This window comes from Collinsella provencensis, from assembly GCF_900199705.1.
GTDB lineage: Bacteria > Actinomycetota > Coriobacteriia > Coriobacteriales > Coriobacteriaceae > Collinsella > Collinsella provencensis.
The window spans coordinates 1,038,876-1,060,117 of the sequence record NZ_LT904908.1 but is presented as its reverse complement, the minus strand read 5'-3'; the positions used below and the strand labels follow the sequence as shown (position 1 = coordinate 1,060,117).

General features: G+C 58.2%; 18 protein-coding genes. 15 read left to right on the top strand and 3 right to left on the bottom strand.

All coding sequences use genetic code 11. The features are described 5' to 3' along the window. Positions 1-26: 26 nt before the first annotated feature. The 5 genes from C1711_RS04800 (at position 27) to mfd (ending at position 6,937) form a co-directional block, all read left to right on the top strand. Positions 27-977, top strand: a complete 951-nt coding sequence (locus tag C1711_RS04800) for an HhH-GPD family protein (protein ID WP_102338033.1) — start codon at positions 27-29, stop codon at positions 975-977. Positions 978-1,198: 221 nt separating this feature from the next. Then, the gene (rbr, locus tag C1711_RS04795; protein WP_102338032.1) at positions 1,199-1,738 is read left to right on the top strand and encodes a rubrerythrin; all 540 of its coding nucleotides are present in this window, start codon (positions 1,199-1,201) and stop codon (positions 1,736-1,738) included. Between the two features lie 112 nt (positions 1,739-1,850). Then, a complete protein-coding gene (locus C1711_RS04790; RefSeq protein ID WP_102338031.1) occupies positions 1,851-2,348 on the top strand; it encodes a hypothetical protein in 498 nt (165 codons plus the stop codon). Between the two features lie 97 nt (positions 2,349-2,445). Further along, positions 2,446-3,102, top strand: coding sequence for an endonuclease III (nth, locus tag C1711_RS04785; protein ID WP_102338030.1), 657 nt, complete (start codon positions 2,446-2,448; stop codon positions 3,100-3,102). A gap of 250 nt (positions 3,103-3,352) precedes the next feature. Continuing rightward, positions 3,353-6,937 carry a transcription-repair coupling factor gene (gene mfd, locus C1711_RS04780; RefSeq protein ID WP_102338029.1) on the top strand — a complete coding sequence of 1,195 codons (3,585 nt, stop codon included), beginning with the start codon at positions 3,353-3,355 and terminating at the stop codon, positions 6,935-6,937. Between the two features lie 199 nt (positions 6,938-7,136). On the opposite strand, the gene C1711_RS04775 is transcribed toward mfd, so the two are convergent. Further along, positions 7,137-8,939, bottom strand: coding sequence for an FAD-dependent oxidoreductase (locus tag C1711_RS04775; protein WP_102338028.1), 1,803 nt, complete (start codon positions 8,937-8,939; stop codon positions 7,137-7,139). Between the two features lie 520 nt (positions 8,940-9,459). After that, a complete protein-coding gene (locus tag C1711_RS04770) occupies positions 9,460-10,365 on the bottom strand; it encodes a MurR/RpiR family transcriptional regulator (RefSeq protein ID WP_102338027.1) in 906 nt (301 codons plus the stop codon). Positions 10,366-10,518: 153 nt separating this feature from the next. Here C1711_RS04770 and C1711_RS04765 point away from each other — a divergent pair, with 153 nt between their 5' ends. From C1711_RS04765 to C1711_RS04730, 8 genes are all read left to right on the top strand, one after another. Further along, complete coding sequence (locus C1711_RS04765; RefSeq protein ID WP_102338026.1) at positions 10,519-11,817, top strand: MFS transporter; 1,299 nt, start codon at positions 10,519-10,521, stop codon at positions 11,815-11,817. A gap of 96 nt (positions 11,818-11,913) precedes the next feature. Beyond that, complete coding sequence (locus C1711_RS04760) at positions 11,914-12,768, top strand: class II fructose-bisphosphate aldolase (protein ID WP_102338025.1); 855 nt, start codon at positions 11,914-11,916, stop codon at positions 12,766-12,768. 11 nt (positions 12,769-12,779) lie between these two features. Continuing rightward, on the top strand, positions 12,780-13,217 hold the full coding sequence (locus tag C1711_RS04755) for a PTS sugar transporter subunit IIA (protein ID WP_102338024.1): 438 nt from the start codon (positions 12,780-12,782) through the stop codon (positions 13,215-13,217). Between the two features lie 60 nt (positions 13,218-13,277). After that, positions 13,278-13,781, top strand: coding sequence for a PTS system mannose/fructose/N-acetylgalactosamine-transporter subunit IIB (locus tag C1711_RS04750; protein WP_102338023.1), 504 nt, complete (start codon positions 13,278-13,280; stop codon positions 13,779-13,781). A 78-nt stretch (positions 13,782-13,859) separates the two neighbouring features. Next, positions 13,860-14,666: a PTS mannose/fructose/sorbose/N-acetylgalactosamine transporter subunit IIC gene (locus tag C1711_RS04745; protein ID WP_102338022.1), complete on the top strand. Its 807-nt coding sequence runs from the start codon at positions 13,860-13,862 to the stop codon at positions 14,664-14,666. Beyond that, on the top strand, positions 14,663-15,496 hold the full coding sequence (locus tag C1711_RS04740; protein WP_102338021.1) for a PTS system mannose/fructose/sorbose family transporter subunit IID: 834 nt from the start codon (positions 14,663-14,665) through the stop codon (positions 15,494-15,496). Before C1711_RS04745 ends, C1711_RS04740 begins: the two co-directional genes overlap by 4 nt. A gap of 103 nt (positions 15,497-15,599) precedes the next feature. Beyond that, positions 15,600-16,541, top strand: coding sequence for an aldo/keto reductase (locus tag C1711_RS04735; RefSeq protein ID WP_102338020.1), 942 nt, complete (start codon positions 15,600-15,602; stop codon positions 16,539-16,541). Between the two features lies 1 nt (position 16,542). Further along, complete coding sequence (locus C1711_RS04730; protein WP_159060053.1) at positions 16,543-17,619, top strand: alpha/beta hydrolase; 1,077 nt, start codon at positions 16,543-16,545, stop codon at positions 17,617-17,619. Between the two features lie 170 nt (positions 17,620-17,789). On the opposite strand, the gene C1711_RS04725 is transcribed toward C1711_RS04730, so the two are convergent. Further along, entirely contained in the window at positions 17,790-17,975 is a 186-nt protein-coding gene (locus C1711_RS04725; RefSeq protein ID WP_102338018.1) for a DUF362 domain-containing protein, read from the bottom strand. 413 nt (positions 17,976-18,388) lie between these two features. On the opposite strand from C1711_RS04725, the gene dnaK reads away from it, so the two are divergent. Together dnaK and C1711_RS04715 are read left to right on the top strand one after the other, a co-directional pair. Further along, the gene (dnaK, locus tag C1711_RS04720; protein ID WP_102338017.1) at positions 18,389-20,272 is read left to right on the top strand and encodes a molecular chaperone DnaK; all 1,884 of its coding nucleotides are present in this window, start codon (positions 18,389-18,391) and stop codon (positions 20,270-20,272) included. A 69-nt stretch (positions 20,273-20,341) separates the two neighbouring features. Then, the gene (locus tag C1711_RS04715; RefSeq protein ID WP_102338016.1) at positions 20,342-21,166 is read left to right on the top strand and encodes a nucleotide exchange factor GrpE; all 825 of its coding nucleotides are present in this window, start codon (positions 20,342-20,344) and stop codon (positions 21,164-21,166) included. Positions 21,167-21,242: the final 76 nt, after the last annotated feature.

Genomic DNA, 21,242 nt, shown 5'->3' with positions numbered 1-21,242 from the left:
CGTAAGCACCCATAGCAGGAGATCTTATGACGAATGAACCCTTCCGAACGTTGGTCCGTGCGGAGGGAGCTCGTCTCTATCGCGATTTACCGTGGCGTCGGACGCGCGACCCGTACGAGATTTGGCTCTCGGAGGTCATGCTGCAGCAGACGCAGGTGGCTCGTGTACAGACGCGTTGGGCTGAATGGCTCGATCGCTTTCCAAGTGTTTTTTCGCTTGCGGAAGCAAGTACGGCTGACGTTCTAGCCGCATGGCAGGGCATGGGCTACAACCGTCGTGCGCTTGCTCTCAAGGCGGCGGCGGAGGCGATCGTTCGGGATTTTGATGGGGAGTTCCTCCGAGACACGCGCGATCTGGTGTCTCTCCCGGGCATCGGTCCCGCGACGGCTCAGGGTATTCGCTCATTTGCCTTTGATCTGCCTGGTGTGTATCTCGAGACCAATGTGCGCACGGTCTTTTTGCACCATTTCTTCCCGGATGTCCCGGCTGTGCCTGACAAGGAGCTGATTCCGCTGATTGAGGCTGCGTGTCCTCTGCCTGCGGGCTTGGCGAGCGTAGATGATGGAGTTGACGGTGCGGCTAATGCGGGAAATGTGGTTGAAGTTGACGGCCTGCGCTTTGCTCCACCGCAAGATGACGACGATACACCTCGTTCGTGGTACTACGCACTGCTCGACTACGGCGCATATCTCAAGAAGACTGTGCCCAATCCGTCTCGACGCTCCAAGACCTATGCGAGGCAGTCCAAGTTCGAAGGCTCGCGCCGTCAGAAACGCGCGGAAATCGTCAGAATCCTGCTCGATGCTCAGACGCATGGAGAGATGCTTGAGACGCATGCGGTGTGCATACTGCTTAACGAGCAGGAGCTAAAGGCCACGCGTCCTGCGGTTGAGGACGATGTGGTGCTTTCAATTCTGGCCGATCTCAAACGTGAGGGATTTTGCACCGATCGAGATGGTTTGTGGCAGATTTGCTAGGTGTCTGAAGGCCGTTTGGTATCGGGTTGCCTCAAAAGATTTTACCGGCGAGATGTCACGCAATTTGGATTTGAAAAGAATCGTACTTCTGAGTTATGAGTTCCAAAATTCGGGTACACCTTTCTCAGTAAGATGGCGTTAACTTGGCGCCACCGAGTAAGGACGAGTAGATACGGTGCGTCTATTCAGCTAAGTCCCGCGCACCAAAGAAGGAGGCACCAATGGATTTCGAGAACTCTCAGACTAAGAAGAACCTTGAGGCTGCGTTTGCTGGCGAGTCCCAGGCCCACACTAAGTATCGTTACTATGCATCCAAGGCCAAGAAGGACGGCTATGTTCAGATCTCCAACATCTTCATGGAGACCGCCCAGAACGAGTCCGAGCATGCCAAGCTGTGGTTCAAGGAGCTGCATGGTGGCGCTGTTCCCGGTACGCTGGACAACCTGCGCGACGCCGCTGCTGGTGAGAACTATGAGTGGACCACCATGTACGACGAGTTCGCCAAGACCGCCGAGGAAGAGGGCTTCACTGCTATTGCCGCTAAGTTCCGTGGTGTCGGCGCCGTTGAGAAGGCTCATGAGGAGCGCTACAACAAGCTCGCCGAGCGCGTCGAGCGCGGCGAGGTCTTTGATCGCCCGGGCGTGAAGGTGTGGAAGTGCCTCAACTGCGGCCATCTGCATGTTGGCCCGACCGCCCCTGAGATGTGCCCGGTGTGCGCTCATCCGCAGGCTCACTTCGAGGAGCATGTCGTCAACTACTAATTGGTAGTTTTCGGTAACCGAGAAAGCCATATGACCGATTGACCCCCAGCTTGACAAGCGTCATGCTGGGGGTCTTCCTCTATGCGCGCCCCCGCTTGAAGGAGGCTTTTGCATGGAGCTTTTCATTGAGTCACCTCGGCGCGCAAGAGAGCGCGAGGAGTGGAAACGTCGCGCAGGCACAGCACGACAGGCGGCGATTTCCGACTGCATGGATTTGGATGAACCGAATATGCATGCATCCACTGGGGATGATGCTGCAGCCGCTTTGAAAGGGCATGTCGGACGACGCGGTTTTGCATGGAGCCGATCAGGGCGGGATGGCGCGTATTCCGAATCGACGGAAACGGATTCATATGCGTCTTGCGCGGCGGACGCATACCGCGCCGAGCTCGCTTACGACAAGAAGCGAGTTTTCCACTCCAAGCTCGGACATGCTTTGCGTTTGTTGGCACTTGTTGTAGCGGTGCCGTTAGCGGTGATTGCGGTATTTGTTGCTTCCTATGCGCTGACGTTTATTCTCAACGGTGCAAGTCCCGAGGAGGTTATGCTCGCTCTGCAGGGCCTATTTGCCAACGGACGGGACGTGCTCGCCAACGCATTTGCCTCGTGAGCATGGTGCGTTTCGCTTTCCGCTAAGATGGGGACACCGTGCAGGCGCGTATTAAACGCGTTTGCCGTTGGACGCTTGATGCGGAGGGAGAGGCAATATGCCGCGCGAATCGAATGCTGTGAAACGTGAGCGGGCTATTGAGGTGTGCAAGCGCCTGAACGATCGATACGGTCCCGTTGAGTGTTTCCTCGACCATGAGAATCCGTTTAGGCTGGTCATCGCGGTACTGCTTTCGGCTCAGACGACCGATGCCCAGGTCAACAAAGTGACACCTGAGCTGTTCCGGCGTTGGCCTACGCCCGAGGCGATGGCGAGCGCAACGTATGAGGAGCTTTCGGGCGTGATCAGGTCGCTTGGTTTTTACAAAACCAAGGCGAAGCATTGCATTGAATGCGCTCAGATGATCGTTGCCGATTATGACGGCGTGGTCCCCGCTGACATGAAGGAGCTCGTAAAGCTACCGGGTGTTGGACGCAAAACGGCGAACATCGTGCTCAACGTGGGTTATGGCATCGTAGAGGGCATTGCGGTTGATACGCATGTGAACCGTATCGCGCATCGTTTGGCACTTTCTCCCAAAACGCATGAGAAGGAGCCGCTTAAAACCGAGCAGGATCTGCTCAAGATTTTGCCGCGCGAGTATTGGAACGACGTGAACCATCAGTGGATCATGCTTGGTCGTGAGATTTGCGACGCGCGAAAACCCCTGTGCGGGGAATGCCCTCTTGCCGATATCTGCCCGAGCGCACGGTGACGTTTGCGAGGGGCGACACGATGCGACGTGGAGCCTACGATGTTGGAGGCCAAAGCATAGGATCGCGCTGCGTGGGGTTCTACCATGTAGGACCCTAATTACAAGGTTGATTCTGCGGTAGAATAACCGACACAACGAAACGAAATCACCCGCCCAAAAGTATTTTTGGGCGGGTTTTGGCGCTCGATTGCCGATTAAATTTGCCGAGCGTGCACCAGACGAATTGGGAAGTCAAAGAAACGGGAGCGACATGCTGATTCATCGTATCGCTGCGCAACTCTATACCGACGAGTCGATGCAAACAATCGAGTCTGTGCTTGCGGCGGGTGATGACGCGACGCTTGCGGTGTCGCAGTCTGGGCGCACACTTATGGTCGCCGCCCAGTTTGCACGCAATCCTCGCCCGACGGTGTACATCGTTTCGGGGGAGGAGACTGCCGACCGTGCCGCCCGAGCGCTTGCCGCGTACGTAGGATTGGAGCGCGTCGCACGCTTCCCTGAGCGTAAAGATTATCCCTGGAAAAGCACGCAGCCTGATGACGTAATAGTTGCCGCTCGTTGTGCCGCTTTGTCGCGTATTGCCCGGGGCGAATCGTGCATCATGGTGACATCTGCCCGCGCGCTTTTGCGCTGCGTGCCTCCCGTCTCGAGTCGTTATTGGGCTTCGTCCACGTTTGCCGTGGGGCAAGAAGTGCCGTTTGAGAACGTGCCTGAATGTCTGGTGGGCATGGGGTATACGCGAGCCGAGGCGGCGGACGCCCCCGGCCTGTTCAACGTACATGGCGACACGGTTGATATTTGGGCGGCGCAGGCAACGGCGCCGGTGCGCATGGAATTCTTCGGCGATGAGATTGACCGCATCCGCCTCATGGTTCCCTCGACTGGTCAGACCATCGGCGACGAACGGCAAGTTGAAATCAGCCCCGTGCGTGAGCTTGCGCTCACCGATGACGCGGTAAAGCGCATCTCGGCGGCGCTGTACCTGCCCGCCCAGGACGATACGGAGCTTGCCGCCCTGCTCGAGCTTGTCCAGGCACGCGTGGTCACTCCCGAACTTGAACGGTTCTTACCGCTTATGTACGAGAACACGGTGAGTCCGCTGGTGCATGTGCATAAGGACGCGTTGGTGATCCTATCCGAGCCGCGTTCGTTGTTTGACGATTGCGCGCGTGCGTATGAGGATCTTGAACGTCGTGCGGGCGAGGCGAGAATCACGCGCCTTGATGGGTTGTACGTGCGCCCGCAAGAGCTCGACTTCGGTCGTCAACAGCGTTTGAACTATGTGAGCCTTATCCGCGCGGGCGGTTCCGTTACGGCGGAGCTCAAGATTGAGCAGCCTGCACTCGCCGGATCCGACAATCGGTTTATCAGCCGCATTCAGGAGGTGGTCAACAATCGGTTTGCCTGCGTATTCGCCATTCCCGACCGCGGTGCTCGCGAGTCGATGGAACTTACGTTTACCGACGAGTTGATTCCATTTGAGGAGTCGCTGCAGGCCGCACCTGAAAATTCGGGTGTGGTTGGAAAGGGCGAGGTTTCTGTTGCACTGCTCAAGCGCGATGCCGACAAGATCAACGCGCGCGATATCGAAGACGGTTCCCGCATCACCGTGCCCACCATTACGCGCGGGCGCGTGACCTTTATCGATCTGCCCATTCCCTCAGGCGTGGTGATTCCCAGCGCTCACCTGGCCGTTTTTTCCGTTGCCGACCTCAACGCGCGTATGAGCGCCCATCGCGGGCGTGCGCGCAGACGGGTGGATATCACTGAGGTGACGTTTCCCTTCAAGCCGGGCGATTACGTGGTGCACAGCACGCATGGCGTGGCATTGTTTTCCGAAATCGTGCGTCAGGAAGTCGCGGGCAAAGAGCGCGATTACTTCCTGCTGGAGTATGCGGGCGGGGACAAGCTTTATGTTCCGCTCGAGCAGGTCGACCGCATCTCGCGCTACGTGGGCCCGGACGGCGACAGTCCGCGTCTTACGCGCTTGAACACCGCCGACTGGAGCCGCGCGACCACCAAGGCGCGCAAGAGCGCGAAGAAACTCGCATTTGACCTGGTGGATCTTTATACGCGCCGCAGCTCTATCACTGGTTTTTCGTTCGGGCCGGACAGTCCCGCGCAAATCGAGATGGAGGAGAGCTTCCCCTACGAGGAAACGCGCGATCAGCTCGACGCCATCACCGACATCAAGGCTGATATGGAGTCAAGCAAGCCGATGGATCGCCTGCTCTGCGGCGATGTGGGCTTTGGCAAGACGGAGGTTGCTTTGCGCGCCGCGTTCAAATGCGTGGATGGCGGACGTCAGGTCATGGTGCTTTGCCCCACGACGATTTTGGCTCAACAGCATTTCGAGACTTTCTTCGAGCGCTTCGCACCGTTTGGCGTAGAGGTCGAGGTGCTCTCTCGCTTCCGCACACCTGCGCAGCAGCGCAAGGCCCTTGCGGCGTTTGCAGAGGGACGTGTGGACGTGCTCATCGGCACACATCGCCTGCTCTCTGCGGATGTGAATCCGCACGACCTCGGCCTGGTCATCATCGACGAGGAGCAGCGGTTCGGCGTTCAACACAAGGAGCAGCTCAAGAACCTGCGTGAGCAGATTGACGTGCTCACGCTTTCGGCAACGCCTATCCCGCGCACCATGCAGATGGCGATGAGCGGCGTTCGCGATATGAGCCTCATTACCACGCCGCCCACGGGCAGACGTCCCGTTGCGGTGCATGTGGGTGAGTACGATCCCGATGTGGTTTCGGCTGCGATTCGCTTGGAAATCGGACGCGGCGGCCAGGTGTATTACGTTTCGAACCGCGTGAAGACCATCGACGACGCTGTTGAGCGCGTGCTTGAGGCGGCACCTGAGGCGCGCATCGGTGTGGCGCACGGTAAGATGAGCCCGCGCGAGGTCGAAGACGTGATGGTGCAGTTCGCCACCAAGAAAATCGACGTGCTTATCGCGACCACGATTGTGGAAAGCGGCATCGACAACTCGCGTGCTAACACACTGATCATCGAGGACTCGCAACGTTTGGGTTTGGCGCAGCTTTACCAGTTGAAGGGACGTGTGGGCCGTTCGGCAACGCAGGCGTACGCGTACTTTATGTTCCCCGGCGAGATTCCGCTTACCGAAGAAGCGACGGCTCGTTTGACCGCGCTTTCAGAGTTCCAGGATCTGGGCAGCGGTATGCGTATCGCCATGCGCGACCTTGAGATTCGCGGTGCGGGCTCGCTCATGGGCGCCGAACAGCATGGCAATTTGTCGAGCGTGGGCTTCGATTTATTTACGCAGATGCTCGGTCAGGCAGTGGCAGAGGCACGCGGCGAGGTTGGTACGGATGTGGAGCAGGCGAGCGTGGGCATCAACCTGCCGGCTGATTTCTACTTAGCGGAGGACTATGTGCCCGCTGTTGACCAGCGCGTTTTGATGTACCGCAAACTTGCTGCGGCCGATTTGCTCGAAACCGTGGACGAGTTGCAGGAGGAGTGCGAGGAGACGTTTGGAGCGTTGCCCGAGGCCGCCCAAAACCTGTTAGACCGCACGCGCATCCGCATTCGCGCGGACAGGCTGGGGCTCGAGAGCGTGATGCTTTCGGCGGGCAAGCTCACCTACCAGGGCGTTGATGTACCCAAGGACGTTGCTTTCGAGCTGCGGACCAAGCTGGGGGCGGTGAACTTTCCCAAGTCGCGTAAGTTCTCGGTGCCGTATCGCGTGGGCGTGGGCAACGGATCGGGCATTGGGCGCGGTATCAACGCCGATACCGCGAACGGCGGCATGGGACCGGTTCAGGCGGCACTTGCCATCCTCATCCAGCTCGGTGCAAGCGGGGACGACGATTAGGGGCTTGGCGTAAGGTGCTCAGGCGACGGTCGTAGTCGTACGGGCGGTACGTCACGTCGCTAGGCTACTGCGCTTCAAAAAATGAGAGTGTGTGTCTTGATAGCGTGGCACAGTGCCGGAGTCAATCTGGAAGAAATCGTCCAGCATGTACCCAGACTCCAGCACGTTACGTCATCGGATTAATTGTTTTGTTCGGGCGCTACGACTCGAGAGCAATGCCGCAATCGGCCACCCCGACGCGTCGGGTTTCCTGATCCAGGAGCGTTTCCTGATAGAAACCGTAGCCACCTGCGATGTTGGTGCACGCAAAACCGTGCTGCATGAGAATGCGGCAGGCAACGTAGCTGCGTAGACCGCTTTGACAGTAGGTGAGCAGACGCGTGTTGCGCGGCAGTTCGTCCAAGCGATCGCGCAGGTCATCGAGGGGGATGTGCAACGCGTGCGCGATGTGCCCGGCGTCGAACTCATAGGTCGTGCGCGTATCGAGGAAGACCGTTGGGAGGACGGTGTCGGCGTGTTTGGCAATGTCGGCTGCAGCGCTCTCGGCATCTTCGGTTGTGGTGTCGTTCGGGGTGGCGGCGTTCTGGGTGCCGTCCCCATTTCCAGCGGCGTGCAGCGCAAGTGCCTCTTCCCAGGTGAGCTGGTCAACGCGCCCTTCGCGGATGTTCTCAATCACAAAGCCTGCCATGTTCACCGGGTCTTTGGCGGACGAGTAGGGCGGCGCATAGGCGAGGTCGAGTTCGGCGAGATCAGCGGCAGTCATGTTGGCGTGGATGGCGGTTGCCACCACGTCGACGCGCTTGTCCACGCCGTCGGTGCCGATGATCTGCGCACCCAGAATACGACCCGTTGCAGGTTCATATACGACCTTCATGGTCATGTTGCCAAAGCCGGGATAGTACGTGGCGTGGCTGGCAGGCGAGAGGATCACGTGTGCAGCGTCGATACCTGCGGCTTGGGCCGCGCGTCGCGTGAGGCCGGTTGTCGCAACGGTGAGGTCGAACAACTTGAGGACCGATGAGCCCTGGCTACCCATGAAGGTGCTCGCGATGCCGCAGATGTTGTCGGCGGCAATGCGGCCCTGCTTGTTGGCGGGGCCGGCAAGCGCGATGAGCGCGTCGTCGCCCGTTACGTAGTGCTTGACCTGCACGGCGTCGCCCACGGCGTAGATGTCGGGATCGCTCGTGAGCATGTGCTCGTCAACGCGGATGGCCCCGCGGACGCCGAGTTCAAGGCCGGCGTCGCGCGCCAGCGTGCTTTCGGGTGTGACGCCGATGGAGAGAATGAGCATGTCCGCTGCGAGCTCACCGCCGCCCACCAGCTGCGCGCGAGCAGGGCCGCCTTCGCTCTCGATGCGCTCGACCTGCGTGTTAAGCAACAGGCGTACGCCATGCGAGCGCAGGTGATTGTGGGCGATGGCGGCCATGTCCTCATCGAGGGTGGGCATGACGTGGCCGCTGCGTTGGACTACGGTGACGTCCACGCCGCGATCACGCAGGTTCTCGGCCATTTCGAGCCCGATAAACCCGGCGCCGATCACGATGGCGGAGCGCGGCTGCTCGCTTGTTACAAAGTCATGGATGCGGAAGGTGTCTTCGACGGTGCGCAAGGTAAATACACGTTCGCCGTCGACGCCGGGGGTGTTGGGGATCGTGGCGTGTGCGCCGGGTGAGAGGATGAGTTTGTCGTAGCTTTCCGTATAGGTTTCGCCTGTGTCAAGGCGGTGCACCGTGACGGTTTTGGCCGCGCGGTCAATTGCGGTTGCTTCTTGGTTCACGCGCACGTCGATGCGGAAGCGGCTGCGGAAACTTTCGGGCGTTTGCAGCGTGAGCTTGCGGCGGTCGGTGATGGTGCCGCCCACGTAATAGGGCAGGCCGCAGTTGGCGTAGCTGACGTATCCGGTGCGTTCGATGATGACGATTTCCGCCTGCTCGTCCAAACGTCTGAGACGCGCGGCTGCAGTGGCTCCACCTGCGACGCCTCCAATGATGACAACCTTCATGTTCAAGCTCCTTAGTGTGCTGATGGCCCGCTGGAGGGGCGGCGTCCTTGCGTAACGTATGGGTTTCGTATACCCACGCGATGACATTTCATGTCGCAGACGGAGGTGATTTGGCGCTAGAGCGATTGGGCGCACAAGAGCAGCCGGCTGCGTAAGGGCGATTGGGTTCACAAGAGTAATTAGCTACGCAAGGGCGATTTGCCATGTAGGTACGCGAAACGTCTCTGCAACGTGCGCTCATCTCGACCCAGGCACCATTCGTTTCGAAAATCTGAAGATAAAGCAGGAGAGGTGAAGTACACTTTAGCCAGATAAAGCAGTTATCTGGTCAAACATTGTCGCATGAGTGTCGAAAACAGGCGGCTACTCCAGGGGTTTTGATATAGCTTCCGAATTTCGAAACGAATGGCGCTCCGTGTTGAAGTCCTGCAACTCGAGGTGTCTTTCCGAGCATAAAATGGCCCGGCTTCGTAGGAGTCGGGCCTTCTGCACTTTATCGAAACGTGAGAGAAGAGCCTGGTTATTTCTCGATGGGAACGAATTCCCCTGTTGACATGTTCAAGTTCCGGTCGATTTGGCCCTGGACGTTCGAGTAGCGCAGCACGTGTTCACGGGCCTCTTTGCTGCTTGCGTGAATAAACAGGAAGAGAATCTCAATGATGAAGTTGACCGAGTTATGTGAGAACGGAACTCCATATGCGAACAAACGATCACGTTGTGTTGACATAACGAGATAGTTTGCTGTGCCGATGAGGGGTGACTCAGGATTTGAGGTTATGAGCGCAATGGGGACAGAGAGCTCTGTTGCCAGTTTGGTAAGCACGTTAAGTCTGCGCGAAATGCCGGACGAGCTGATAATGACCAAGATGTCTTCTTTTGTCATTGTCGGGATGAATGCAATAGCGTCAGATGCGCTTGAAAACGAGATTCCTGGAAGTCCGATATGCCTCAGCTTGAAAGCCATATTGTCAGCCAACGTTTTAGTGTTTCCAACGCCTGTAACCACAATTGTGCCTGCATTTTTTAGATTTTCTACAAGGTGAACGATTGTTTTTTCGTCAATTTGTGCAACGGTATCAGCGAGCTCAGCAGTTTTACACGTCAGGATGTAATGCAACGACTCCTGAAAACGGTCGAGCGAAATGGTGCCGGTGCTTTTGCCGACTAGGGATGGCGCCGCGGCGTCGCCGTTCGAGCTCCGTGCGAGATTAAGCCGTAAGTCATTAAAGTCTGCATAGCCAAGCCGTTTGATGAAACGTGAGATTGTGGGGCTCGAAATACCGCATTGCTGGGCAATTTCACGCATCGCCATGTGAGGAACATTATTTCGGTTATCAAGAATGAACGCGGCAATTTTCTGATCGGTTTTTGAGAGATTGTCATATGAGGTGCAGAGGGCCTCGATAACGTCACGATTAGTTCCCATATATCGACCTTTCTAAAACGCTCGCCGCCAATTTCCTACCGTTTGCGGAAGGAATGAACTGTTGTTTCATCTGTAGAATACCATATGAAACACAGTTTAGTAGAAACTGATTTGAATGAAACAATGGTACACCAAGATTAAGGGAGGGATTGCATGAGTGCAGGTCAGCATAATAATCCAGCAGTTCTGCATCCTTCCAGTCTGAAGGCGGACACGCGGGGGGAGGGGTCTCCTAGAACAGCCCTTCGTTTTCTTGCCGCGAATGTCTCATATTGGATGGTGGCGGGAGCATACTCTCCATTCCTGAGCTCGTACTTTACGTCGATTGGGCTATCTGCGACCCAAATCGGAGCGCTTCTCATCATCCAGCCCGTCGCTGTTATCGCCATTCAGCCGCTTTGGGCCCGCCTCAGCGATAGGACGGGAAAACGCAAAGCGGTTTTGGCCCTGCTGTCTGCGCTCTCGGCTCTTACGGTCTGGGCGTATTACGCCGGGACCGGCTATTCGGTCGTCCTTATTGCGACCATCGCGTTTGCGTCGTTCTTCTCCGCGCTCCTTCCCCTGTGCGACGCCCTGGTAATAGAGGGATGTTCCGAGCGGGGCATCGAGTTCGCCCGTATCCGCATGGGCGGAACACTCGGCTACGCATTCGTCGTTTTCGTCATCGGTATGTATCTTGAGGGACATCCCGAAGTCCAGTTTGTAATCGTCTCCCTGTTGTGCATCGCATTCCTGGGTGCCATAGTCCTGTTGCCCGCGAAGCCGGGCGCGCCGCACTCGCAGGACCGGGGCGCTGAAGCCTCATGTGCGTCGGCGGCCTGTTCCGATAAGCAGCGGATATCCCAACGGTCCGTGCGCCCTATTTTCGGAGTTTTTCGCACGCGCGAAGTCATCTACGTGCTGCTTTTTGCCCTGGTCAGTCAAATTGGTCTGGGTTTTGCAGGGAGCTTTTTGGGTCGCTACGTCGTGGAGCTTGGATATGGCCAAGGCCTCGTGGGCACGCTCAGCATGATCTCCGCCTTGAGCGAGCTTCCCATCCTGTTGTTCGCCGATGCGATCGTCCGTCGTTTTGGCGAGGTCAAGCTGCTCATCGCCTCGTGTTTCTTCATGGTGGTGCGCGTTGTCCTCATCGGGCTCGGCGTAATCCCGTCCATGGTCGCGGGGCAGCTGATGCAAAGCATCACGTACATGACCGTCTACTATTCCTGCACCCAATACGTCTCAAAAGAAGCGCTTTTCGGTCATCAGTCGCAGGCGCAGGGCATTCTCGTCATGGTCCAAAGCGGCGTCGCCATGCTCGTCGCCAATTTGGTGGGTGGGGTGATTGGAGACGCGTTCGGCATGCGGGCGGCGTTTTTCCTCATTGCCGGTCTGGTTCTTGCTGGAACGCTTGTCGTGTTCTGCGCATATCGGATGAGCGGGGTCGACCGTCAATCGATGGCGACAGGTTGAGTGGGAACAACCGGTCCTGTTGGACAAATCGGCTCTATTGGGCCGTCTGTCAATAGTCGTAGGTGGCAAAAGATCGCAACTGGAAAGGAGATTGCAATGGCGCTTGTAAAGGTAAACGAGCTGCTCAAAGATGCCACGGAGCATCACTATGGCGTGCCGGCGATCAACACATTCAACTTCGAGACGATCAAGTATATCGTCGCGGGTGCCGAGCAGGAACACATGCCGGTGATCGTTCAGTACTATCCGGGATTCAAGGACTACGTCCCGCTTGCACTCGTCTCCGCCATCGCCCGCCATTATGCGGAGCGCGCGTCGGTTCCCGTGGCAGTCCATCTCGACCACTCCGCCGGCTATGACATCGCAGTGGGCGGCATCCGTGACGGATTCCCCTCGGTCATGGTTGACGGCTCCTCCCTCCCGTACGAGGAGAACGTGGCGTTGACCCGCGCGGTCGCAGAAGTCGGCAAGGTCTTCGACGTCGACATAGAAGCCGAGCTCGGGCATGTCGGCGATGGCTCCAACGCAGATGACTTCATCGGCTCTGACATGTACACCGACCCGGATCAGGCGGCGGAGTTCGTCGAGCGCACGGGCTGCGGTTCGCTCGCTATCGCCGTGGGAAACGCCCATGGCCCGTACGTCAAGACCCCGAACTTGGATATGCAGCGCATCAAGGATGTCCGTGCTGCGGTCGAGGTCCCGTTGGTCATGCACGGCTGTTCCGATATTCCCGATGAGCAGCTCCAGGAGACCGTGAACCTGGGCATGAGCAAGTACAACATCGCAACGGAGTACTTCCGCGCCATGTACCGCTCGCTTGAGAAGAACATCGACAGCCAGGTATATGACGGCAACGGCTTCGGGCTTTTCAACGAGATTGGTGCCGACATGACGGCATTCGTTGCGAGCAAGATTCGCCTGCTCAATCCCAACGGCTATTCGCTGTAAAGGGGTGCGGCATGAAAAAGATCCTTGTGGCGTCCCACGGCTATCTTGCCGACGGCATCAAGAGCTCGGTGGGCATCCTCACGGGCAACCAAGACCTCATCACGGCGGTCAACGCCTATGTGGACGAGAGCGATTACACGCCGCGCATCCAGGAGTTCATCGACTCGGTCGCCCCTGAAGACGACGCGGTCATCTTCACCGATATCTACGGTGGCAGCGTGTTTCAAAAGGTAGCGCTGCTCGAGCCCGAAAAGAAGGGCATCGTCCACGTGACGGGCGTGAATTTAGCGGCGGTCATCGAGGCCCTCATTCGCACCGACCCGCTTACGCCCGAGGTGATGGACGAGATCGTGTCTGGCGCCTCGGCTCTCATGCAGCGCGTCAAGCCGGTTTCAGAGCTTGCCGCTGCTGATGAGGACTCCTCGTCCGACGATGGGTTTTTCGAGTAGCACGCTTACAAGTCCCAGAACGAATACGGCGCCAATAAGGCGTATGGAAAGGAGAAATGCATGATTGTCCAAGTTCGAGTCGATGACCGCTTGATCCATGGGCAGGTTGCGTTGGTGTGGAGCAAGGAGCTCAATACCCGACACATCATCGTGGCGAATGATGCGGCGGTGGCAAATGACGCCCTTCGCATGACGCTGCAGATGGCGACGCCTGCGGGGCAGAAGCTTTTGGTGAAGACCGTTGAGGATGCAGCGCGCGTGGCGAGCGATCCCCGCGCGAAGGACATGCGCATCTTCGCGCTCACCAACTGCATGAGGGATGTCCTCGCGCTCGTCAAGGGTGCCCCGGGTTGTGTCGCCGAGGTGAACGTGGCGAACGTCGGCCGGTTCGACAAGTCCGATCCTGCACTCAAAGTACAGCTCAACGACACCATCATGCTCAACCCCGATGAGCTTGCGGCCACCAAGGAGCTTTGCGAGCAGGGTATCCCCGTGTTCCACCAGCTCATCCCTCAGCATGGGAAGACGCCGATTGCGAATCTCATCAAAGCCGCCGAGAAATAGGTCTGGTATTCAGAAGCGGCCCATTCGATACGTGTGTAAGGCCCCACTGGGGCAAAGAGAAAGGGAAAGGAAGCTGAAATGATCGGTTTGGCATGTATGGCTTGGCTGACCGTAGTGATTTGCTACGGCGGCAACTGGCTGCTCGGCCAGTGCATGATTGAGAGGCCCCTGGTGGTCGGCCTCATCGCGGGCATACTTATGGGAGACGTCAAGACCGGCGTCGTCATCGGAGCCTCGCTCGAGGCCATCTTCATGGGTTCGGTGAACATCGGCGGTGCCATCTCCGCCGAGCCCGTTACCGCGACTGCCCTCGCGGTTGCATTCACCGTCGGCGCGGGCATCGACCAGGGCGCATCGATCACGCTCGCCGTTCCCGTGGGCGTTGTGACCGCGTTCGCGTCCATCTTCTTGAATAACATCGTCCTGGCTCTGTTCACCGCGAGCTTTGACAAGCTCGCCGCCGAGGGCAACGAACGCGGCTTGGCGGTCCAGCACTACGTTTTGTGGTTCCTGAAGTACGCCCTCTTCGGCCTGATCGCGTTCCTGGGCGTTTACCTTGGTGCCGAGCCCGTTGCCGCCATCGTCGACCAGATCCCGGCAAATGTCATGGCCGGTCTCAACGCGGTGGGCGCTTTGCTCCCTGCGGTCGGTATGGCCCTGCTGCTTAAGATGCTCTGGAGCAAGGAGCTCGCTGTCTATTTCTTCCTGGGCTTTGTCCTCTACATCTATCTGGGTATGCCCATGATTGCCATTGCGGTTATCGGCGTGGTCTTCGCCGTAATCCAAGCGCTCCGCGACAAAGAGCTGTTCGATCTGGAGCACAAGGGCGTCGCCGTTGTCGCCGCAGGTTCCGATAAGTCCGATGAGGAGGATTTCTTCGCATGAGCACTATGACCAAAACCACGAGCGCCGAAGATAAGAAGATGCTCAACAAGATCTTCCTGCGCTCCTTCTCCGTGTTTGCATCCTGCGCCGGCGGCTCGGTCAAGGGCGGTGCCGACGGTTGGCTCTACTCCATCCAACCCGCGCTCAACCGCTATTACAAGGACGATCCGGAAAAGCTCGCCGATGCGATGCGTCGTCATACCACGTGGTACAACATCACCCAGAACGTCGGCACGTTCGCCATGGGCCTCGTTGCCTCCATGGAGCACGAGAACTCCGAGCATGATGACTTCGATACCGAATCCATCGATGGCATCAAGGTTTCGCTCATGGGGCCCATGTCCGGCATCGGCGATGCCATCTTCTGGGGCGTTCTGCGCGTCATCGCTGCGGGCATCGGCATCAACCTTGCCATGAGCGGCTCACCGCTCGGCGCGATTATGTTCCTGCTCATCTACAACATCCCTTCCATTCTGTGCCGTTATTTCATGACTTACCTTGGCTTCCAGATGGGAACGAACTTCATCTCCCAGCTCTATGAGGGCGGTCTCATGAAGCTCATCACCAAGGCGACCTCGACTGTTGGCCTTGTGATGATTGGAGCCATGACGGCGGCGAACGTCAGCTTCAACACCATTCTGTCCATCCCCGTCCAAGACGCCGATCCCATCATGGTCCAAACGTATCTGGATTCGATTTTCAAGGGCATTATTCCCCTGGGCCTTACTCTGTTCTGCCTTTGGCTGCTCAAGAAGAACGTCAACGTCAACTGGATTCTCGTCGGTGTGATGGTTGCCGCCCTCATCATGGGCTTCGTTGGCATCGTGTAAGTGCGCCAGCACGGTATCATAGGTTATCTCGCAACAGCCGGTTGCCGCTTGGGGAGTCGGCTGTTGTCAGTTGCCGCAATTCCCATATACGAAAGGGGCGTCTATGCGCTACAAGCATTTCGTCAACGCAGATGTCGATGTTTCCGAGGTTGCCGTTGGCACATGGGCGATCGGCGGAGACAATTACGGACCAGTTGATTACGGGGCCTCCGTCGAGGCGATTCGCCGCATGATTGACAATGGCGTCAACCTGGTCGATACGGCACCGTGTTACGGAAACGGCTACGCGGAAAAAGTCGTCGGCGATGCGCTTGCGGGCGGCTATCGCGACCGCGTTCTTCTGTCCACGAAGTTCGGCCTCGTGACCAGCGCGAACGGCTACGATCGCGATTCGAGCTTCAAGAATGTCATGCGCGAGGTCGAAAGTTCTCTCTACAACCTCAAGACCGACCATATCGACTTCTATTTCATCCACTGGCCGGATATGAACACGCCGTTCGCCGAGACCATGACCGCCCTGGAGCTACTTCGCAAGCAGGGCAAGATTCGCTTCATCGGCGTGTCGAACTTCACCGTCGAGATGATTGAAGAATGCAATAAGTACGGCAAAGTCGATGTGCAGCAGCCACCGTTTTCCATGGTCGATCGCCAGTTCACCGACCTTATGAAGTGGGGTGTGGAGCGCGGAATCGATTCGATGACCTATGGCTCCATGGGTGCGGGCATTTTGTCTGGCAAGTTCCGCACAACCCCGGATTTCCCCGAGGGCGATACACGTCTCACGTTCTACGACTACTTCCGTGAACCCAAGTTCTCCAAGGTGCAGGAGCTGCTCAAGGTCATGGACGTCATTGCGGACAAGCACAACGCCCCCGTTTCTCAGGTGGCGCTCAACTGGAGCTGCCAGAAGGACTATGTGGGGACTTCGCTCGTCGGCGTGCGCACCATTCAGCACGCGGATGAAAACTGCGCGGCGTTCGACTGGAAGCTGGATGATGGCGACATCGCCGCGCTCGACGCCGAACTCGATCGTTTGGAACTCTGACATGTCGCGCGAATACACGTCCGATTTGATTGACGTTTTGCAGAACGACTGCCGACGTGTCAACGTCGATGGGCTTGAGGTTGTTGTCAAGCCGGTTCCCGATGACGAACGGGAAGGCGTTGTGGACCCCCGCGTCTTTGCGAGCGCGCAAAAGACCGCGGCGGGCACAGCTGCCTCAATGCCACCCTCGTTGACGAGCCTGCTCGGTATGCGTCGTCGTCCACTTAAAGCGGATAATGATTTAGTATCGAGCGATATCGTTTTTAACGAGTTTTTAGTAGATGCTGACGATCATCTGATTAACGTGTATACATGGGAACCCGCTACACGGACGCGCCCTTCTGCTGTGTTGTTCTATCTCCACGGTGGCGGTTTTACGTCGGGTGACGTTACGCAATATCGTCGTGCCTTGGCGTATATTGCCGAGCAGGCAGATGCGCTTGTGGTTTTTCCTGAGTACCGCCTGTCACCCGAGGCGCGCTTTCCACTTGCTATCGAGGACTGCCTGACGTGTATCCGCCATATCTCTTCCCATGCGGGAGAATATGGTATAGACCTTGCGCGCTTGGTTGTGGCGGGTGACAGTGCGGGTGGAAGCCTGACGAACGCATGCATTCTTGAGCTACCTAAGGGTGCGTTTGCTGCAGCGGTTGAGTTGTATCCGTTAACGGATGCTGGTTCTGAGAGCGAATCATGGAGTTACGATCGATACTTTGCTATTCCCGAGCACGCCGAAGTTGCGCGCGGACGCGTTGATCGCCTGCGCGGCTCTCAGGACATGCTTGGCGTTATGTACACCGCGGACGCAGACAAGCTCTTGGATCCAAAGATTTCTGCTATGTACGCGACGACCGAACAGCTTGCGGCGTTCCCGCCGACAACTGTCGTGAGTGCGGAATACGATTACCTGCGTATCCAAGATGAGCAATTTGCGAAGAAGCTGCAGGATGCTGGTGCGACGGTGACCGCGATTCGCTATGCGGGGTGTGATCACGGTTTCTTTGAGTGGCCTGGCGTGCGACCGCAAACCGAGGACGTTGCGCTTGAGATAGCGAAGATCATCAGAGCCACTGCATAGGCACGTTAGGTTTTGCACATCGTTTGGCGTTACGTTGGAAACAGCGTTTTTCAGCACAGGGTTCCAATTGATCTGACCACAATTCGAGGCGCTCCGTCGCGCAAAGAAAAAGCCCGGCTCCGCGTGGAGTCGGGCTTTCTGCGCTTCAGGAAAACGCGAGGGAAGACGAGTTAGTCCTCGGCGATCTCGGTGATGGCGCCGGCAGGGCAGGCGTCAAGGCAAGCGCCGCAAGCCACGCAGGCGTCACCGTCGGCGACGGTGGCAACGTCCTCGAGCTCGAGAACGCCGGACGGGCAGGAGTCGACGCAAACGCCGCAAGCGATGCACTCGTCAGCATCAATAATAGGATGAGCCATAATAAACCTCCTCAGTTATGCCCGATGCCAAAACCGAAGAGGCAACGGGTCTGTATGTTCAGTAAGGTACCACGCGCCGCGTTTGACGCAACCCCTCACCGCCGTTTTCTCGCTACCGTTCACCGACTTGCTCAATGGCGCCGTTGTTTCTTCGATAAACGACTGTATTTATATGCGCGTTGATACGTTATGGAGATTTTTCCATCGCGGCGCACGAAGCTGAACGTACTTTTGCGCGAAAATCGCAGGTAAACCACCATATCAATATGAACAGCAGAAAATCTTATATGGATTGACTTAGATTTTGTATATTTGTCCGCTTAAGGGGATAAACTATGCCGTGAACAAACGCCGAAGCGCCGCGTGCATCCGCGAGCGAGCGCCACGCAAAACCCAACGAAAGGGATGTAACTATGAGCAAGATTCTCGGTATCGACCTGGGCACGACCAACTCCGCCATGGCGGTTCTCGAGGGCGGCACCCCCACCACCATCGTGAACGCCGAGGGCGACCGCACCACGCCGTCCGTCGTCGGCTTCCGTGCCGAGGGCGACCGCATCGTCGGCAAGGCAGCTAAGAACCAGGCCGTCACCAACCCCAAGAACACCGTCTTCTCCATCAAGCGCTTCATGGGCCGTAAGTTCTCCGAGGTCCAGGATGAGCTCAAGACCGTGCCCTACGAGGTCAAGGAGGGCAGCAACGGCCGTTGCGTCGTCATGATCGACGGTGAGGAGTACACGCCCGAGCAGATTTCCGCTATGACGCTCGCCAAGATGAAGGCCGACGCCGAGAAGTACCTTGGCGAGACCATCACCGAGGCAGTCATCACCGTCCCCGCCTACTTCAACGACGCTCAGCGTCAGGCTACCAAGGACGCCGGCCGCATTGCCGGCCTCGAGGTCAAGCGTATCGTCAACGAGCCTACGGCTTCTGCACTCGCCTATGGCCTCGACAAGCAGGACAAGGAGCAGAAGGTCCTCGTCTTCGACTTGGGCGGTGGCACCTTCGACGTGTCCCTGCTCGACCTCGCTGACGGCGTGTTCGAGGTTCTGGCCACCAACGGCGACAACCACCTGGGCGGCGACGACTGGGATCAGCGCGTCATCGACTGGATGGCCGACAAGTTCCAGTCCGAGAACGGCGTCGACCTCCGCAAGGACCCCATGGCCCTGCAGCGCCTGAAGGAGGGCGCGGAGAACGCCAAGAAGGAGCTTTCCGCTGCTCAGCAGGCCGTTATCAATCTGCCGTTCATCACCATGAACCAGACTGGCCCGCTGCACCTCAACTACACGCTCACTCGCGCCGAGTTCGAGAAGATCACCCGCGACCTGCTCGAGCGCTGCAAGGCGCCTGTGACCAAGGCCCTGAAGGATGCTGGTGTGTCTCTGTCCGAGGTTGACGAGGTCATCCTCGTGGGCGGCTCCACCCGTATGCCCGCCGTGCAGGAGCTCGTCAAGAACATGACCGGCAAGCAGCCCAACATGTCCGTGAACCCCGACGAGGTCGTTGCCAACGGCGCGGCTGTCCAGGGCGGCGTGCTTACCGGCGACGTCGAGGGCATCCTGCTGCTCGACGTGACACCGCTGTCCCTCGGCGTCGAGACCATGGGCGGCATCATGACCAAGATGATCGACCGCAACACCACGATCCCGACCTCCAAGACCGAGATCTACTCCACCGCGGCCGACAACCAGACTTCCGTTGAGATCAACGTGCTACAGGGCGAGCGCGAGCTTGCACGCGACAACAAGTCCCTCGGCAAGTTCCAGCTCTCCGGCATCCCGGCTGCTCGTCGCGGTGTCCCGCAGATCGAAGTCACCTTCGACATCGACGCCAACGGCATCGTGAAGGTCTCCGCTAAGGACAAGGGCACCGGCAAGGAGCAGTCCATCACCATCTCCGGCTCCACTGCGCTTTCCGACGAGGAAGTCGATCGCATGGTCAAGGACGCCGAGTCCCACGCCGAGGAGGACAAGAAGCAGAAGGAGGAAGTCGAGGCTCGCAACCAGACCGACTCCCTGTGCTACTCCACCGAGCAGACCCTGAACGAGCTGGGCGACAAGGTTTCCGCCGACCTCAAGAGCAAGGCCGAGTCTGCAATCGCCGACGCCAAGAAGGCGCTTGAGGGTTCCGACATCGAGGCTATCAAGGCCGCCGGTGACAGCCTGCAGTCCGTCGCCTACGAGCTTGCGCAGATGGTCTACGCCGACGCTCAGGCCGCCACTGCCACGGACGCTCCTGCTGGCAATGACGACGTGGTCGACGCTGAATACGAGGTTGTTGACGACGAGGAGTAAGCGCTCGCTTGCGCGTATGAGTTGGGGCGGTTGGGTTGCCGGCCGCCCCGTTTTTTCAAGGAGACGGACATGAAGATTCCCGTTGAGAACCCTATGGAGGCTTCAGAGCCCGACTTCGAGGTTGTTGAGGATGCTGAGGCTGCAGAGGCCGATGGCGCGGAAGCAGAAGCCACAGAGGCTGCCGACGTTGTCGACGATGCGGATGCCCCGGCAGAGAAAGAGATGGAGGCTGACGTCATGACAGAAGAAGAGATGGTCGAGGCCGCCATTCGCGCGGGCGAGGAAGCCGCCGATAACGATTTCAAGCTCAAGTTTGAGAAGGCGCAAGACGAGCTCACCGAGGTGCGCACGCAGCTTGAGAAGGCTGCGGAGGCGCAGAAGGCCGCCGAGGAAAAGGCTGCTGACGCGGTGAATCGCCATGCACGCCTGCAGGCCGACTGGGAGAATTACCGTCGCCGTACTGCGCAGGAGCGCTTGGACGAGCGTGCCCGTGCAACCGAGAAGCTCGTCGAGGCGTTGCTTCCCGTGGTGGACGATATGGAGCGCGCGCTCGACCATGCGCGCAGCCAGGAGCTCGCCGATGACTTCCGCCAGTTCGTGGATGGCGTCGATGCTGTACGCGAGAAGCTTCTCACGGTGTTCAACCACGAGGGCGTGGAGCCCATCGACCCCAGGGGCGATGCTTTCGACCCCAATATTCACCAGGCAGTGGGTCGTGTTGAGGACGCGTCCCAGTACGACGAGACGGTGAACGACGTGTATCAGAAGGGCTATCGCATGGGCGGCAAGGTCCTGCGCCCCGCCATGGTCACGGTGACCTACGGTGGCGACAAGCGCCCTGCTCCCGAACCTGAGGAAGCATCTAAGGCGGCTTCCGACGAGGCTGCGGAGTAGCCCTGCGCGCACCGTGCGGCACACCGCAAACGTGCGCAGGTAGGTTGAGATAACGCGGGGCCCTGTTCGGTTACGA

Coding starts and splice junctions, on each gene's coding strand:
- C1711_RS04800 (WP_102338033.1), top strand. CDS start 27: ATGACGAATGAACCCTTCCGAACGTTGGTCCGTGCGGAGGGAGCTCGT.
- rbr (WP_102338032.1), top strand. CDS start 1,199: ATGGATTTCGAGAACTCTCAGACTAAGAAGAACCTTGAGGCTGCGTTT.
- C1711_RS04790 (WP_102338031.1), top strand. CDS start 1,851: ATGGAGCTTTTCATTGAGTCACCTCGGCGCGCAAGAGAGCGCGAGGAG.
- nth (WP_102338030.1), top strand. CDS start 2,446: ATGCCGCGCGAATCGAATGCTGTGAAACGTGAGCGGGCTATTGAGGTG.
- mfd (WP_102338029.1), top strand. CDS start 3,353: ATGCTGATTCATCGTATCGCTGCGCAACTCTATACCGACGAGTCGATG.
- C1711_RS04775 (WP_102338028.1), bottom strand. CDS start 8,939: ATGAAGGTTGTCATCATTGGAGGCGTCGCAGGTGGAGCCACTGCAGCC.
- C1711_RS04770 (WP_102338027.1), bottom strand. CDS start 10,365: ATGGGAACTAATCGTGACGTTATCGAGGCCCTCTGCACCTCATATGAC.
- C1711_RS04765 (WP_102338026.1), top strand. CDS start 10,519: ATGAGTGCAGGTCAGCATAATAATCCAGCAGTTCTGCATCCTTCCAGT.
- C1711_RS04760 (WP_102338025.1), top strand. CDS start 11,914: ATGGCGCTTGTAAAGGTAAACGAGCTGCTCAAAGATGCCACGGAGCAT.
- C1711_RS04755 (WP_102338024.1), top strand. CDS start 12,780: ATGAAAAAGATCCTTGTGGCGTCCCACGGCTATCTTGCCGACGGCATC.
- C1711_RS04750 (WP_102338023.1), top strand. CDS start 13,278: ATGATTGTCCAAGTTCGAGTCGATGACCGCTTGATCCATGGGCAGGTT.
- C1711_RS04745 (WP_102338022.1), top strand. CDS start 13,860: ATGATCGGTTTGGCATGTATGGCTTGGCTGACCGTAGTGATTTGCTAC.
- C1711_RS04740 (WP_102338021.1), top strand. CDS start 14,663: ATGAGCACTATGACCAAAACCACGAGCGCCGAAGATAAGAAGATGCTC.
- C1711_RS04735 (WP_102338020.1), top strand. CDS start 15,600: ATGCGCTACAAGCATTTCGTCAACGCAGATGTCGATGTTTCCGAGGTT.
- C1711_RS04730 (WP_159060053.1), top strand. CDS start 16,543: ATGTCGCGCGAATACACGTCCGATTTGATTGACGTTTTGCAGAACGAC.
- C1711_RS04725 (WP_102338018.1), bottom strand. CDS start 17,975: ATGGCTCATCCTATTATTGATGCTGACGAGTGCATCGCTTGCGGCGTT.
- dnaK (WP_102338017.1), top strand. CDS start 18,389: ATGAGCAAGATTCTCGGTATCGACCTGGGCACGACCAACTCCGCCATG.
- C1711_RS04715 (WP_102338016.1), top strand. CDS start 20,342: ATGAAGATTCCCGTTGAGAACCCTATGGAGGCTTCAGAGCCCGACTTC.